Raw genomic sequence first — 14,917 nt, 5'->3', positions numbered from 1 at the left:
AGCTATCAGTTTTGATGATTTCGTCAGAATCTCTTGACTGAGTGTCACGTCGCATGTGACGATTTCGTCAGAATGAAAGGTGGTCCGGGATGAACGACCTGGTCGGCGCACATAACGAGCTCCACAGCGAGCAGGGCGTCCGGAAAGGCGAGCACTGCGGGCGTTCGCGCAACCCCGTGATCAAGGTGGCTGATATCGCCTGGCTGGAATTCGAGAAACCGGACCTCCAACGCGCCGAGGCGTTCGCGGTCGCCTTCGGTTTCGCCACCTCACTGAGAACCGACGATGAACTGCATCTGCGTGGCAGCGATTCGACCGCGCCGTGCGTGATCCTGCGCCGCGGCACGCGGAGCAGGTTCCTCGGGGTCGCGTTCGCCGCTGCCGACGAGGCGGACCTGCTGCGGCTGGCCACCGCGACCGGCGCACGGACCAGGCCGCTGCCCGCGACCATCGGCGGCATGGCGGTCGATCTGATCGACCCGAGCGGTGTGCCGGTGCACGTGGTGGCCGGAATGCACGCCCTCGACGCGCTGCCGTCGCAGACGCCGCACCGCTACAACATGGGACACGAGATCCACCGCATCAACACCACCCAACGCCCGCGTCGGGAACCGACCACGGTGCAACGGCTCGGTCACCTCGTCATGCAGTCGACGAAATACCTCGAGACGCTGAACTGGTATCTCGACACCCTCGGCATGATCGTCAGCGACTTCCTGTACTTCCCGGGTCAGCGCAGCCGGGGACCCACCATGAGCTTCATTCGATGCGACAGGGGTGCGACGCCCGCTGATCACCACACGCTGGCGCTGGCCCTCGGACCACAGAACCGCTATGTGCACTCGGCCTACCAGGTATGCGATCTCGATGCGCTGGCCGCCGGCGGCGAATATCTCACGGAGCAAGGCTATTTCCGGTCCTGGGGAATCGGGCGGCACATCCAGGGCAGCCAACTCTTCGACTACTGGCGTGACCCTGACGGCTTCATGGTCGAGCACTTCACTGATGGCGACCTGTTCGACTCGACCCTGCAACCGGGTTGGGCACCGTTCACCGCCTCGGGCCTGGCCCAATGGGGACCACCGGCGAGCAAGGACTTCCTCGGCACCAACCCGAAATCCCTACCGCACGAAGCACAGTCGATCTTCGCAGCCCTGCGAGGCGACAACGAATTCGACATCAACCGCCTCATCGGCCTGCTGAAAGTAGCGAACTCATGACCATCTCAATCCTGCGCACCGCCGACGCCTGGTGGGTGCACACCGCCACCGGTGCCGCAAAGATCGCCACCACCGATGTCTATGCCACCACGGCCGAACTTCTTGCCGACCGCGCCGCCATCGAGGCCGCCGCCTCAGACACCGCGACGGTGCCTGTCGACAGCCTCGATTTGCTCTCCCCCGTGACCGCACCCTGCCGGGTGGTCGCCCAGATGACCAACTTCGCCTCGCATGTCAAAGACGCCGGTATGGACCCAAAGACCATCCCGCTCACGTTTTTTCGCAAGACGTCCGGCTCCATCAGTGGGCCGTTCGACGACATCGTCAAGCCGCAGCACGTCAAATTCCTCGACTACGAGGTGGAGATCGGTCTGGTCATCGGACGCGAGCTGCCCGTCGGCACCGAGATCACCGAGGCGAACCTCGCCGACTACGTCGCCGGCCTGGTCGTCACCAACGATGTCTCCGCCCGGGATATCCAGCTCCCGCAAACGCAGTTCTACGAAGCCAAGTCGTACCCGACGTTCACACCGGTCGGCCCCGCGCTCGTCTTGTTGACGGCCGACGAGCTCAAGCGGTTCGGCGACCTGCGCCTCGAGCTGCGGGTGAGCGGCGAGATTCGCCAGAACATGCTGGTCGATGGCGACATGATCTACAAACCTCTACAGGCACTGCAGTCTTTGGCCCGGTTCCAGCACCTCGCACCCGGTGACCTCGTCTTGACCGGCACGCCTGCGGGTACGGCCTTGAGCGCGCCGCCCAAGCCTGTCGAGATCATCGGATCGCTGCTGCCGCCTGCCATCAAATGGAAGGCGTTCTTCCGGCGCCAAGCCGGCAATCCCAAGTATCTGCAGCACGGGGATGTCCTCGAACTGTCGGTGGCTACCGACGACGGCGCCATCGACCTCGGCACCCAGCGCACCTCGGTGCGGTACGCATGAACGCGGACCTGCTCTGGCCGCGCTATGCCACACCCGGCGACCTCGACGCCATCGAACGCATTCCACTGGCCGACCGGGGCCTGCCGAACTCGACATATGCGGCGCTGCAGCGGGCAGCCGCGCTGTGGCCCGACCGCGCCGCGATCACCGTCATGCCCGACGCCGATCGATGGCGGCAGGCGACCACGCGGACTTTCAGCGAACTGCTGGCAGACGTGCACCGATCCGCAAATATGTTGCGCCAGAACGGCATTCAGCGACACACCCCGGTTGCCCTGATCAGCCCCAACTGCGACGAGCTGATCACGGCCACGCTGGCCGCGCAACTGGCGGGCATCGCCGCGCCGGTCAACGGCGCACTGTCGAGCGATCACATCGCCCATCTGGTCGAACGCTCGGGGGCACGAACACTGGTGGCCGCCGGTCCCGAACTGGACGAGGCGAGCTGGCGGGCTGCCGAGCATCTGGTGGCGGCAGGGGTGATCGACACCGTCCTCGTGTTGCGCCCCACCGGAAGTCAGGATGCGTCGCCGACCGTCCCGGCGATCGAGGGCGCCACAGTGCGCTACTTCAGCGACTTCCGGCCCGGAGATGACGGTTCGATCTTCGACGGTGAAGCCCCGGGAGCCACAGATTTGGCGGCCCTGTTCCACACCGGTGGAACAACCGGCAAGCCGAAACCGGCCGCCCATACCCATGCCAACGAAGTCACCGACGCCTGGATGATCGCCGCGAACACCATGCTCGACCAGGACGCCGTCATGTTCGCGGGCTTGCCGCTGTTCCACGTGAACGCACTCGTGGTGACATTGCTGGCGCCGATGCTGCGCGGCCAGCACGCGGTGTGGGCCGGCCCGCTCGGATACCGGGACCCGGCCCTGTATGCGAACTTCTGGAAAATCGTTGCGCACCATGGCATCAGCGCTATGAGCGCGGTGCCCACCGTCTACGCCGTGCTGTCGCAATGCCCCGTGGACGCCGACATCTCCAGCCTGCGCTTCGCGCTGGTGGGTGCCGCAGCGCTGCCGGCGGCGGTTCGCACCGACTTCGAATCACGCACGGGGGTGCCCCTGCTCGAAGGCTACGGACTGACCGAAGGAACTTGCGCCAGTGTGCGCAGTTTTCCCGACCGCCCTCGCCCCGGCGCGGTGGGCCAGCGGTTCCCCTACCAGCAGGTCAAAACGGTCAGGATCGACGACGACGGCCAATGGCACGACCTGCCGGCCGGCGAGGTGGGAAACCTTGCGATCAGCGGGCCCACCGTTTTTCCCGGCTACGTCACCGGCCGAACCGGCAACGGCTATGTGCTCGACGGGCTCGGAAAACTGAACGGCGGCTGGCTGGACACCGGCGATCTGGCCTGGGTTGACGGCGACGGCTTCGTCCATCTGACCGGTCGGGCCAAAGACCTCATCATCCGCGGCGGGCACAACATCGACCCGGCGATGATCGAAGACGCCCTCCTGGCCCACCCCGACGTCACAGGCGCCGCGGCGGTGGGACGTCCCGACGTCCATGCCGGCGAGGTGCCAGTGGCCTATGTGACACTGCGCCCCGACGCTGCCGTCACTCCGGACTCGTTGCGGCAGTGGGCCGTCGAGCACGTCAGCGAGAGCGCGGCCGCGCCGAAATCCGTGATCGTCATCGACACCATCCCGGTCACCGCCGTCGGCAAGCCCTACAAGCCCGGGCTGCGCGCGGATGCCACCCGCAGCGCGGTCCGTGACGCGCTGGTCGCTGTGCCCGGCGTCGCCGACGTCGAGGCAACAGTCGACGACGGCGCCATCGTGGTGACCGTGGCCGTCGACGCCGGCACCGATACCGACGCCATTGCCGCGAACCTGGGTCGCTATGCGCTCACCTGGGACATCAAGGAACGATCGTGACCGACGACTCCTCGACGTCCTCGACACTCAAATCCGTTGTGCGCGTGGCAGTACCGAGCTATCTGCGGTGGTACCACCGACACGAAATCCAGATCGACGCCGAAATTCCCGAACCTGCGCTACTGGTCGCCAATCACGGCTTCGGCGGCCTGGTGGATCTCAATGTGCTGGCGATGATCGCCGTGCGCGAGAAAGCGGCGCTGAAACGACCGACCACCGCCCTCGTTCACCAGGTCGTTTGGACAATCGGCGCCGGCCGCATCGCCGAATTTCTCGATGGCCGGCCCGCGAGCCGGGAATCAGCAGATGCCGCCTTCGCCGCGGGTCACAACGTTCTGGTTTTTCCCGGCGGCGACGTCGACGCCGGGAAGTCCTGGCGCGACCGCAATCACGTGCATTTCGATGAGCGCTGTGGTTTTGCCCGCCTGGCCATGACCCACGGGGTACCGGTCGTCCCCGTCGTGACGGCAGGCGCCGGTGACTCATTGTTCGTCGTATCTGACGGTCGACGGCTCGCACGACACCTGGGTCTACCCCGGCGCCTGCGCATCAAGGCACTGCCCATCAGCGTCACCGTCCCGTGGGGACTCAATATCGGTGTCGCCGGCATGCTCCCCTACGTCGCGCTGCCGACCAAACTGGTGACCGCCGTCCTGCCCCCGATGACGCCGCATCCCGCGGAGACCGCCGAGGACTTCGCGTCCAGAATCGAGAGCGCCATGCAAGCGCGCCTCGACACTCTCGTCGCCAACCGCAAGCCGATCATCGGCTGATCCGAGTCGAGGACCGAAATGCCTGATCCTGTAACGAAATCCGTTCCCGTGATCGTCGTCGGAGCGGGGCCCACCGGCGTCACCGCGGCGACGTTGCTCGCCGACCACGGCGTGCCGACACTCGTTCTCGACCGCTGGGAATCGGTCTATCCCCAGCCGCGCGCGGTACATCTCGATGACGAGATTCACCGCATCCTCGCCCGCCTCGGTGTGGCCGAAGAGTTCGCCGCCATTTCCCGGCCGGCGCTCGGCTTGCGACTGCTCGACCAGAACCACCACACGCTGGCACAGTTCGACCGCGACCCGGCCCGCAGCAGGCACGGCTTCCCGCAGGCCAACATGTTCGACCAACCCGAGCTGGAGAAGCTGCTGCGCGCCAACCTGGCCAAGCGTCCAAATGTCGAGCTGCGCGGCAATTCCGAGGTCACCGGCATCACCCAGCACGATCCCGGCCGCGTGCGGGTGACCTACGCCGACCGTGCCACCGGAACGGCACATGTCGTCGAAGCCAGTTACGTGCTGGGCTGCGATGGGGCCAACAGCATCGTGCGCGCCGCCATCGGTGCCGCCATGGAAGACCTGCGTTTCGAGCAGCGCTGGCTGGTGGCCGACGTGGTCACCGATGCCGAGCTCGATCAGTGGGATGGCGTGCACCAGGTGTGCGATCCCGTCCGGGCTGCGACGTACATGCGGATCGGGCCCAACCGCTACCGCTGGGAATTCCGGCTGTTGCCTTCGGAAACCGCGGCCGACTTCGGCACGGTGGCGACCCTACGGCCCCTGGTCGCGCCCTGGGTCGGCGATATCGCTGACGACGACCTCGAACTCGTGCGGGTCACCGAGTACAACTTTCGCGCACAGATCGCCGACAAATGGCGGGAACACAACGTGTTCCTCCTCGGCGACGCCGCCCATCTCACTCCCCCGTTCATCGGGCAGGGCATGGGCGCGGGCCTGCGCGACGCGATGAACCTGGCGTGGAAAGTTGCCGGCGTGACCAACGGGGAACTGCCCGAGGCACTGCTGGGAACCTACGAACAGGAACGGAAACCGCACGCGCGCAGCATGATCAACTTGGCATTGGCCATGGGGTGGGCAATGACAGCCGGTGGACACGTCGGAAACGTGGTGCGGCGCACCGTCGCACCTCGGCTGCGGTTGATACCCGGCCTTCGCGACAAGCTCACCGACGGCACCACCCCCCGCCTGCGCGAGTCGGCCTTGGTCGTCAAAGGCCGGACACCCCGCCACCTTGCCGGAACCTTGTGCCCCAACCCGCTGCTGGTCGATGGACAGCGCCTGGACACGTTGTCGGGCAACAGCTTTGCGCTCGTCACCATGACGCGTCCGCTGGCGTTCCAGTGCGCCGAACTCGCTGAGCAGGGCGTCGTGGTTCACATTGCCGAACCCGGCGGCGAATTGGAGCAGTGGCTACGCCGCGGCCACGCCACCGCCGCTGTCGTCCGGCCAGATCGGACGGTCATGTGCGCGGGCCACGATGTGTGGAAACTGTGCGCGGCCATACCGGCTTTCAGGTCATCCGCTCGGACACGCAGCGCCCAACCACCCATCCAGACCAGTTAGGCGATCGCTCATGTCATCCGCTCCCGTGGTGGACGTCCACGCCCACTTCCTCACCGACGAATACGTCGCCACCGCAATAGCTGAAGGCATAGACCAGCCCGACGGCATGCCGCAATGGCCCTCCTGGAACGCCGAACAGCACCTAGCACTGATGCAGGACAACGGGATTCGGCACACCATCCTGTCGCTCTCCTCTCCTGGCGTGTCCTTCGCGGCGACGGCCGACGCCCCCGCACTGGCGCGGCACGTCAACGACTTCGCAGCAAAGACGGTCGCCGCGCACCCTGAGCGCTTCTCCTTCTTCGCCTCCCTTCCGCTCCCCGACGTCGACGCCGCCATCAGCGAAGCCATCCGCGCAACGGATGTCCACGGGGCGGCAGGTGTCGTACTGATGAGCAACAGCGGCGGACGCTACCTGGGCGACGAATCGCTGGACCCATTGTGGGAATGCCTCGACAAGCGGCAATCGATCGTCTTCGTCCACCCAACGTCACCACCAGCCGCGGACGTCATGTCGCTGGGGCGGCCCGCGCCAATGATCGAGTTCATATTCGAGACAACGCGAACGGTTACCGACCTGATCTTCGCCAGTGTCATGAATCGCTATCCGCACATCCGTTTCCTGATCCCGCACTGCGGTGCCGCCCTGCCGCTGCTTGCCGCACGCATCGAGCTGTTCCGCGGGCTGTGGCCGGCCACCAACGGGGACGCCCCAGGGCCGCTGACAACCGATGCCCAGCTGCAGCACATGTGGTTCGACACTGCCGGGCATCCGCTGCCGACCCACGCTCGTGTGCTTCGGGACGTGGTCGGGCCGAACCGCATCCTCTACGGCAGCGACTACTGCTGGACGCCAGCGTTTGCCGTGGGCCAACAGATCGCCGCCCTCGAGGCCGATCCCGAAACCGACTGGCGGGCAGTGACGTCCGCGAACACACAACAGTTCCTTCAGCGCCGATCGTGAGCAACAGCCACCACTCGCCGTCCTACCGAACGCTCCGCGCACAACCATCCACCGCCAAAGTCACGAGAGGAACATCAATGCGACGTCCACCCGCCGGCCTGCCCACCTACGAACCCGACATCTACGCTGTCGACGCCATCATCGATCCCTACCCCCACTACGAAAGAATGCGTGACCTCGGTCCGGTGGTCTGGCTGACGAAGCAACGGACATATGCGCTGCCGCGTTACGCCGAGTGCAAATCGGTGCTCCGCGACGACAAGACTTTTCTGTCGGGTCATGGTGTGGCACTCAATCCGATCACCAACCGAATGTCGCGAGGCACCACGCTCAACAGCGACGGTGCCGAGCACGAACAACGCCGCAAGCGCGTCGCGCACCGCATGCTGCCGCGCGCTCTGCGGGCCATCAGTGACACCGTCGACGACACGGCCCGCAGCGTCGTCGACACTGCGCTGGCCAAGGGCGATATCGACGGTGTCAGCGACCTCGCGGCCGCGCTGCCGTTGGCCGTCGTGCCCGACCTCATCGGCTGGCCGCGCGATCAGCGCGACCACCTGGTTGCTTGGGCTGGAGCAACATTCGATGTACTCGGCCCACTCAACTGGCAGGCGATCAAAGCGGTACCCAACACTGTGCTCATGCTGCGCTTCGCCCGGCGCGTGGTTCGCGAGCGCAACGTCATCGAGGGCAGCATGGCAGATGAGCTACTCACCGCCGCAGACGAAGGCCAACTGGCGCAGCACGAATGCGCGCCACTACTCGTCGACTACATCGCCCCGTCGATCGATACCACCATGAGTGCCATCGCCAACGCGTTGAGTCTCTTCGCCACCCACCCCGACCAGTGGCAACTGCTCAAGGACGAACCCGCCCTCCTGCCAAACGCCGTCAATGAGATCGTCCGCTGCGAGCCACCGCTGCGCGCTTTTGCGCGGTGCACGGCGCAGCAGACTGAAATCGCCGAAATACGAATCCCTTCGGGAGCACGGGTCCTGGTGATCTATGCCTCCGCCAACCGCGACGAACGCGAGTGGGAAAACCCGACGGTTTTCGACATCCGACGCGACGCCGGCCGGCACATCGGTTTCGGGCACGGCGCCCACGCTTGCGCCGGACAGGGCCTGGCGCGCTTGGAAACAACCGCGATGTTGCAGGCGCTGCTCGAGCGTGTGGAACGGATCGAGCTGAGCGGTACGCCGGTCTGGGCGATCAACAACATCATTCGGCGCCATGAACGCTTGCCTCTCAAGCTGATTGCCGCTTAGCGCACGTAACTCGGGGCAGCGAACTACCTCACCGCTGCGTCGCCATCATCACAACTCGCCGCTTCGAGCGACTCCCGCTCGCGCTCGCCACCACCACCAGTTAGGACAACCATGAAAGTTAACGTCGACTACAACCGCTGCGAGGGCCACGCCGTGTGCGTCGCCCAAGCACCCGACGCCTTCGAACTCGACGACGATGGAAATCTGCACTACCACTTCGAGGGGCGAGAGGTTCCGGCCGGAATCGAAACAGCGGTTCGCTCGGCCGTCGACGCGTGCCCGGTCGCGGCACTCAGCGAGGCGCCCTGAGATGAGTCAGATAGTGCGTGGTGTGATCTCCCGGACCAAGAAGCAGCCCATCGAGCTGGTCGACATCGTCATCCCCGATCCCGGCCCCGGTGAAGTCGTCGTCGACATCACCGCCTGCGGCGTATGCCATACCGACCTCACCTACCGCGAGGGCGGCATCAACGACCAATACCCGTTCCTGCTCGGCCACGAAGCCGCCGGCACCGTCGAATCCGTCGGCACCGGCGTCACCCACGTCGCCCCCGGCGACTTCGTCATCCTCAACTGGCGCGCCGTCTGCGGCGAATGCCGCGCCTGCAAACGCGGCCGCCCCCACCTGTGCTTCGACACCTTCAACGCCACCCAGAAGATGACGCTGACCGACGGCACCGAACTCACCCCCGCCCTGGGCATCGGCGCCTTCGCCGACAAAACCCTCGTCCACGAACGCCAATGCACCAAAGTCGACCCCGAAGCCGACCCCGCCGTGGCCGGCCTGCTCGGCTGCGGCGTGATGGCCGGCATCGGCGCCGCCATCAACACCGGCAACCTCACCCGCGACGACACCGTCGCCGTCATCGGCTGCGGCGGCGTGGGCGATGCAGCCATCGCCGGCGCCGCACTCGTCGGCGCCAAACGGATCATCGCCGTCGACACCGACAACAAAAAGCTGCACTGGGCCCGCGAATTCGGCGCTACCCACACCATCAACGCCCGCGACCTCGACCCCGTCGACACCATCGCCGACCTCACCGACGGCTTCGGCGCCGACGTCGTCATCGACGCCGTCGGCCGCCCCGAAACCTGGAAACAAGCGTTCTACGCCCGCGACCTCGCCGGCACCGTTGTCCTCGTCGGCGTTCCCACCCCCGACATGACCCTCGAAATGCCCCTGGTCGACTTCTTCTCCCACGGCGGCGCACTCAAATCATCCTGGTACGGCGACTGCCTACCCGAACGCGACTTCCCCACCCTCATCAACCTCTACCTGCAAGGCCGCCTCCCACTGGACAAATTCGTCAGCGAACGCATCCGACTCGACCAGATCGAAGACGCCTTCCACAAAATGCACACCGGTGAGATCCTGCGATCAGTGGTGATCCTCTAATGGACGCGATACAGCGAGTGGTCACCAGCGGCACCTTCAGCCTGGATTTCCCCCTGCTGCTTCAACCTCATCCCGCCCTCCTGATCCGCCACTGGCCATCCTGCTTCTCCACCAGACCGCTGATCTCCAGCAGCGCCAACGGTCCGAGAACCCGCTCCGGCGGCAGCGCCGCGCCGACCGAAATCTGGTCCAGGCTGCGGAACCCGCGCGCAGGCAGCGCCTCGTACACCTGAAGCTGGTCGGGGGTCAGGTCGTCCAGCGGCGTCTCGGGATGCTCGGGCTCATCGGCGAGTTCACCTATGCGCCCGATCAATTCGACGACCTGCTCCGCCCGGTCGACCAAGGCGGCGCCGTTGCGTATGAGGACATGGCATCCTGCCGAGGCGGCCGACGTCACGGGACCCGGCACCGCACACACCTTGCGGCCCATCGCATGCGCCCACGCCGCTGTGTTCGCCGCACCACTGCGCAGCCCCGCCTCGACCACCACGGTGGCACCGGACAGCGCCGCCGCCAATCGGTTTCGAGTCAGGAATCGGTATCTGGTCGGTCGCTCCCCCGGTGGATACTCACTGAGCAGCAACCCGGAAGTGGCCACCCGGTGCAGCAGCGCCGAATGTCCGGACGGGTAGGGCACGTCAACGCCGCCGGCCAGCACCGCCACGGTGACACCGTCCGAAGCGAGCACAGCGCGATGAGCCGCCCCGTCGATACCGTAGGCGCCGCCAGAGACCACGGCCGCGTCGCGTTCGACGAGCCCTGCCGCGATCTCCGCGGTGACGTGCTCGCCGTACGACGTGCACGCCCGAGTGCCGACGATCGCGGCGGCGCGTTCGGCGACATCATCGAGCCGGGCGGGGCCGAGTGCCCACAGGACCATGGGCGGATCACCCGATGGCCGATCCCTCACCGCTTTGTTCGCGAACGCGACGAACGACAGGTACGGCCACTCATCGTCGTCGGGGGTGATCAGCCGCCCGCCCCGTCGATCAAGGATTTCCAAATCCCGGGCCGCACAATCGACCTCACGCCGGGCGGCGACGCTCCCGGTGAGGTCTGCGTCCTCACGACCGCTTCGGATCATGTCCGCCACCTCTACCGGGCCGTGAGCGGCCACCAACGCGGTCAGCCGGGGGCACGGCGGTTCAGCCACCCGCGACAAATACGCCCACGCACGCCGTTCCACGTCGTCGCCACTCATCGCACATCTCCCTCGCGGAAGCCCAGCGCCGTACTGACGTCCTCGAGATTGGGTGAGTCGCGGCCCGCCAGGTCGGCCAACGACCACGCCACGCGCAACGTGCGGTCGACGCCGCGGATGCTGAGTCGTCCCGAGTCGAGCGACTTGCGCAGCGGCGCCATCGCCTCCCGGCTCGGCCGGAATCTGCGGCGCAGCACCGGTCCCGGCACTTCGGCGTTGGTCCGCACGCCGACCTCCTGCCATCGTTCGGCGGCGGCCGTCCGGGCCGCGGCCACGCGAGCACGGACATCGCTCGTGGATTCGGCAGCGTGGTCGCCGAAGGCTCCGGCGAGCACCGGATGCATGTCGACGCGCAGGTCGACCCGGTCCATCAACGGGCCCGACAACTTGCCCAGATACCGGCGACGGTCAGCCGACGGACAGACGCAGTCCCTCGGGTTCGGTGGGGCGCATGGGCAGGGATTTGCGGCCAAAACGAGCTGGAACCGAGCCGGATAGCACGCCACGCCGTCACGACGGGCCAACCGAATCTGGCCTTCCTCCAACGGGGTTCGTAATGCCTCGAGCACACTGACCCCGATCTCGGCGCACTCGTCGAGGAACAGCACGCCGCGGTGTGACCGGCTGATCGCACCGGGCCGCGCCATCCCCGAGCCACCGCCGACCAACGCCGAGACGGTCGAGGTGTGATGTGGCGCCACGAACGGCGGTCGGGTGATCAGCGGCGTGTCGCCCGTGAGCAGACCCACCACCGAGTGGATGGCGGTGACCTCCAGCGCCTCGTCGTCGGTCAGGTCGGGCAACAATCCCGGCAGCCGTTGCGCCAGCATCGTCTTTCCGATGCCTGGTGGCCCGGTGAGCATCAGATGATGGGCGCCCGCAGCAGCGATCTCCACTGCCCATCGGGCTTGGGTCTGACCGACCACGTCGGCGAGATCGACGCTGTCGTCGGTGGCCGGCGCCGCGGTGTCAACGCGCTCGTCCAGGGCGGCCTTCCCGTTGAGCCACGCCTGCATCTGTCCGAGCGTGCGAACGCCCCACACCTCGATACCGTCGACCAGACTCGCTTCGGCCAGATTCTCCGCAGGGACCACCACCGACGGCCACCCTTCACGCTTGGCAGCCATGACCGCTGGCAGTACACCCTTGATCGGGCGCACCCGACCGTCCAGCGCCAGTTCACCGAGCAGGACCGTCTTCTCCAGCCGCCCCCAGTGCGTCTTCAAATGCGCCGACAACACCGACGCGGCGATCGCCAGGTCGTACATCGACCCGCCCTTGGGCAGCGTGGCCGGCGACAGCCCGAGTGTGAGTCGCGACATCGGCCAGCTGTTGCCGCAGTTGGTGATCGCCGCGCGGACCCGATCCCGCGACTCCTGTAGTGCCGCATCGGGCAAGCCGACCAGATGGACTCCTGGCAGTCCCGAGGTGATGTCCGCCTCGATCTCGACCATGACGCCGTCGAGACCACGGATGGCCACCGAGTAGGCCCTTCCCAGCGCCATCAGCCGATACCTTTCAGGTGGACCAGCTCCGGCTCCCGGCCGCCGAGCCGCACGCCGACCACATCGATACGAACGTCAGGCCACCGAGAGTCCTGCTCGGCGAGCCAGACACTGGCCAGCCGGCGCAGGCGCCGGGCCTTCTCGGGGGTCACCGCTTCCTCGACGCCGCCGAATTCCGTGGTGGTTCGGGCCTTCACCTCGACGAAAACCACGGCACTGTGGTCCCTTTCAGTGGCGATGACGTCGAGTTCACCCCACCGACAGCGCCAGTTCCGGGCCAGGACCGTCATCCCGAGGGAGATCAGATGGTCGACCGCGAGTTGTTCGCCGAGCGCTCCGATCTCGGCGCGGGTCATGCGTGGTGGTGTGTTCATGCCGCCACCGTGGCCGGTGCCACCGACAGATCACGCGGCGAAGACCCCTGGATCCGGCGCCCCGAAGGCAGTTGTCCACAGTGCGCGATTCATCCACAGGTCGGGCAACTCGTCAGGATGTCGATGTGTTGAACAGGGTTGGTACTGCGGACGGCGGTGATTTTTCGGCGCTCTCCCGACGATTGTCTGCTGGCTGACCGACTAGGCCGCGGAAAGGCTCTCTTGCTGATCGCTGGGTCAGCGCTGGGGTCCCACAGCCCGCGCGCCGAGGAATCTTCGACTTGCGTTTGGTAGATCGCCACTTTCATCTCGATGACGTCGAGGCAGTGCTGAAGGCTGGCCAGTTGCGCTCGGACGTGAGTCTTCATGTTTCCGGAGGAGCTCGAGGCGTTGGGCTTCGTTACCTGGCCCTTGCCGTACCAGGGCGGCGAATTCGGCGAGCTGGGCAAGTGGCATTCCGGATTCGCGCAGCCGTACGCAGATGGCGAGCCATTCGACGTCGGTTTGCGTGTAGCGGCGGCGGCCGGAGCTGGTTCGCGCGACGTTGCTGACCAGTAGATTCTCACGTTCGTAGAACCTGAGGGTGTGGATGCTCAGGCCGGTGCGTTCAGCTACTTGCCCGATCGTAAAAGTCTGTGTCATAAGAGTATTCATCCCCGGGGTTGACCTAGAGGGCACTCTAGATTCTAGCGTCGTGGCATGACCGAAACCATCACACAGCGCCCCATCCTGTCTGGATTCGGGCGTGAATCAACTAGCCAGGACGTCATGGCCGGCGTGGACCTCACCGGCACCGTGGCCGTCGTCACGGGTGGCTATTCAGGCCTGGGCTTGGAAACCACCAGTCATCTGGTCCGGGCCGGGGCGCGCGTCATCGTCCCCGCCCGCCGGGCCGATGCCGCCGCCCACGCAGTCGATCACCTCGGGAATGCCGTGACCGTACTGGGCGCCGATCTGGCCGACCTCGATTCGGTGTCCGTATGCGCGCGGCGCATCCGGGATACCTGGTCACAGATCGACCTGTTCATCGGCGCTGCCGGCATCATGGCCACTCCCCTGCAGCGAGTGGGTCCGGGTTGGGAGAGTCAGTTCGCAGTCAATCACCTCGGCACTTCTCGTTCGTTGCGGAATTGTGGCCCGCGCCGGTGCGCGGTAACGCGCGGGTGATTGCGTATTCTTCTGCCGGCCACCATATTTCGGATATCCGGTGGGACGATCCGCATTTCACCGCCGAATACGACAAGTGGGAGGCCTACGGTCAGGCGAAAACGGCCAACATCTTGTTCGCTTTGCACCTGGACTCGCTCGCGGCGGGCACGGGCGTGCGCGCATTTTCTCTGCATCCGGGTTCCATCCTCACTCCGTTGCAAAGACACCTCGAGTCAGCCGAAATGATCGATCGCGGCTGGATTGACGAGCAGGGCAACGCCGCAGACCCGACGTTCAAGACCCTGTCCCAGGGCGCCGCAACAGGTCTATGGGCGGCGACCGGCCCGCAGCTGGCAACCCGCGGTGGTCTGTACCTCGAGGATTGCAACGTCGCGGGCCCGGCCGGCGCGGACGGCACCGGGGTGAAGTTCTACGCGGCGGACCGCGACAACGCAGCCCACCTCTGGGACCTCAGCGTGGCGCTGACGGGCCGTGACCTGAACTGACCTCTGCCCGAACGGCTCTGCCCCCAGTCGGCTTCGTGCCCGCAAAGACTGATTACTGCCGGAGGACGATCAATTGCTGCCAACGCCCCATCTGCAGAAATACCCCGAGCGCCTGTCCCGTTGAACCGAGCATCAAAGCTTCGGATACAA

Annotated in this window: 15 protein-coding genes; 11 read left to right on the top strand and 4 right to left on the bottom strand. The window is 66.1% G+C overall.

What is annotated here, in order from left to right:
- The first annotated feature begins 89 nt into the window (after positions 1-89).
- The 9 genes from AC3WTE_RS01605 to AC3WTE_RS01565 all read left to right on the top strand — a co-directional run bounded on the left by AC3WTE_RS01605 (position 90) and on the right by AC3WTE_RS01565 (position 10,032).
- On the top strand, positions 90-1,220 hold the full coding sequence (locus AC3WTE_RS01605; RefSeq protein ID WP_492435061.1) for a VOC family protein: 1,131 nt from the start codon (positions 90-92) through the stop codon (positions 1,218-1,220).
- The gene (locus AC3WTE_RS01600) at positions 1,217-2,161 is read left to right on the top strand and encodes a fumarylacetoacetate hydrolase family protein (protein WP_492435059.1); all 945 of its coding nucleotides are present in this window, start codon (positions 1,217-1,219) and stop codon (positions 2,159-2,161) included. The genes AC3WTE_RS01605 and AC3WTE_RS01600 overlap by 4 nt, the downstream gene beginning before the upstream one ends.
- On the top strand, positions 2,158-4,047 hold the full coding sequence (locus tag AC3WTE_RS01595; protein ID WP_492435057.1) for an acyl-CoA synthetase: 1,890 nt from the start codon (positions 2,158-2,160) through the stop codon (positions 4,045-4,047). Before AC3WTE_RS01600 ends, AC3WTE_RS01595 begins: the two co-directional genes overlap by 4 nt.
- Positions 4,044-4,820 (top strand): 1-acyl-sn-glycerol-3-phosphate acyltransferase, encoded by a 777-nt coding sequence (locus tag AC3WTE_RS01590; RefSeq protein WP_492435055.1) that lies wholly within the window; start codon positions 4,044-4,046, stop codon positions 4,818-4,820. Before AC3WTE_RS01595 ends, AC3WTE_RS01590 begins: the two co-directional genes overlap by 4 nt.
- 18 nt (positions 4,821-4,838) lie before the next feature.
- The gene (mhpA, locus tag AC3WTE_RS01585; protein ID WP_492435053.1) at positions 4,839-6,404 is read left to right on the top strand and encodes a bifunctional 3-(3-hydroxy-phenyl)propionate/3-hydroxycinnamic acid hydroxylase MhpA; all 1,566 of its coding nucleotides are present in this window, start codon (positions 4,839-4,841) and stop codon (positions 6,402-6,404) included.
- Between the two features lie 10 nt (positions 6,405-6,414).
- Entirely contained in the window at positions 6,415-7,368 is a 954-nt protein-coding gene (locus tag AC3WTE_RS01580; RefSeq protein ID WP_492435051.1) for an amidohydrolase family protein, read from the top strand.
- Positions 7,369-7,445: 77 nt separating this feature from the next.
- Positions 7,446-8,636, top strand: coding sequence for a cytochrome P450 (locus AC3WTE_RS01575; protein WP_492435049.1), 1,191 nt, complete (start codon positions 7,446-7,448; stop codon positions 8,634-8,636).
- A 111-nt stretch (positions 8,637-8,747) separates the two neighbouring features.
- Positions 8,748-8,945: a ferredoxin gene (locus tag AC3WTE_RS01570; protein ID WP_492435047.1), complete on the top strand. Its 198-nt coding sequence runs from the start codon at positions 8,748-8,750 to the stop codon at positions 8,943-8,945.
- Between the two features lies 1 nt (position 8,946).
- On the top strand, positions 8,947-10,032 hold the full coding sequence (locus AC3WTE_RS01565) for an S-(hydroxymethyl)mycothiol dehydrogenase (RefSeq protein ID WP_492435045.1): 1,086 nt from the start codon (positions 8,947-8,949) through the stop codon (positions 10,030-10,032).
- A 67-nt stretch (positions 10,033-10,099) separates the two neighbouring features.
- Here the strand turns inward: AC3WTE_RS01565 and dprA are convergent, their stop codons facing one another.
- From dprA to AC3WTE_RS01545, 4 genes are all read right to left on the bottom strand, one after another.
- Positions 10,100-11,233: a DNA-processing protein DprA gene (gene dprA / locus AC3WTE_RS01560; protein ID WP_492435043.1), complete on the bottom strand. Its 1,134-nt coding sequence runs from the start codon at positions 11,231-11,233 to the stop codon at positions 10,100-10,102.
- Positions 11,230-12,738, bottom strand: coding sequence for a YifB family Mg chelatase-like AAA ATPase (locus AC3WTE_RS01555; RefSeq protein ID WP_492435041.1), 1,509 nt, complete (start codon positions 12,736-12,738; stop codon positions 11,230-11,232). The genes dprA and AC3WTE_RS01555 overlap by 4 nt, the downstream gene beginning before the upstream one ends.
- Positions 12,738-13,094 (bottom strand): YraN family protein, encoded by a 357-nt coding sequence (locus AC3WTE_RS01550; RefSeq protein ID WP_492435473.1) that lies wholly within the window; start codon positions 13,092-13,094, stop codon positions 12,738-12,740. Before AC3WTE_RS01550 ends, AC3WTE_RS01555 begins: the two co-directional genes overlap by 1 nt.
- A gap of 255 nt (positions 13,095-13,349) precedes the next feature.
- The gene (locus AC3WTE_RS01545) at positions 13,350-13,754 is read right to left on the bottom strand and encodes a MerR family transcriptional regulator (protein WP_492435039.1); all 405 of its coding nucleotides are present in this window, start codon (positions 13,752-13,754) and stop codon (positions 13,350-13,352) included.
- A 57-nt stretch (positions 13,755-13,811) separates the two neighbouring features.
- On the opposite strand from AC3WTE_RS01545, the gene AC3WTE_RS01540 reads away from it, so the two are divergent.
- Together AC3WTE_RS01540 and AC3WTE_RS01535 are read left to right on the top strand one after the other, a co-directional pair.
- A complete protein-coding gene (locus AC3WTE_RS01540; RefSeq protein ID WP_492435037.1) occupies positions 13,812-14,279 on the top strand; it encodes an SDR family NAD(P)-dependent oxidoreductase in 468 nt (155 codons plus the stop codon).
- Entirely contained in the window at positions 14,276-14,767 is a 492-nt protein-coding gene (locus AC3WTE_RS01535) for an SDR family NAD(P)-dependent oxidoreductase (RefSeq protein ID WP_492435035.1), read from the top strand. The genes AC3WTE_RS01540 and AC3WTE_RS01535 overlap by 4 nt, the downstream gene beginning before the upstream one ends.
- Positions 14,768-14,917: the final 150 nt, after the last annotated feature.

Source organism: Mycobacterium sp. FW102-FHT13B02, assembly GCF_058790275.1.
The sequence above is the reverse complement of the archived record's forward strand: the minus strand, read 5'-3'. Positions and strand labels throughout refer to the sequence as shown.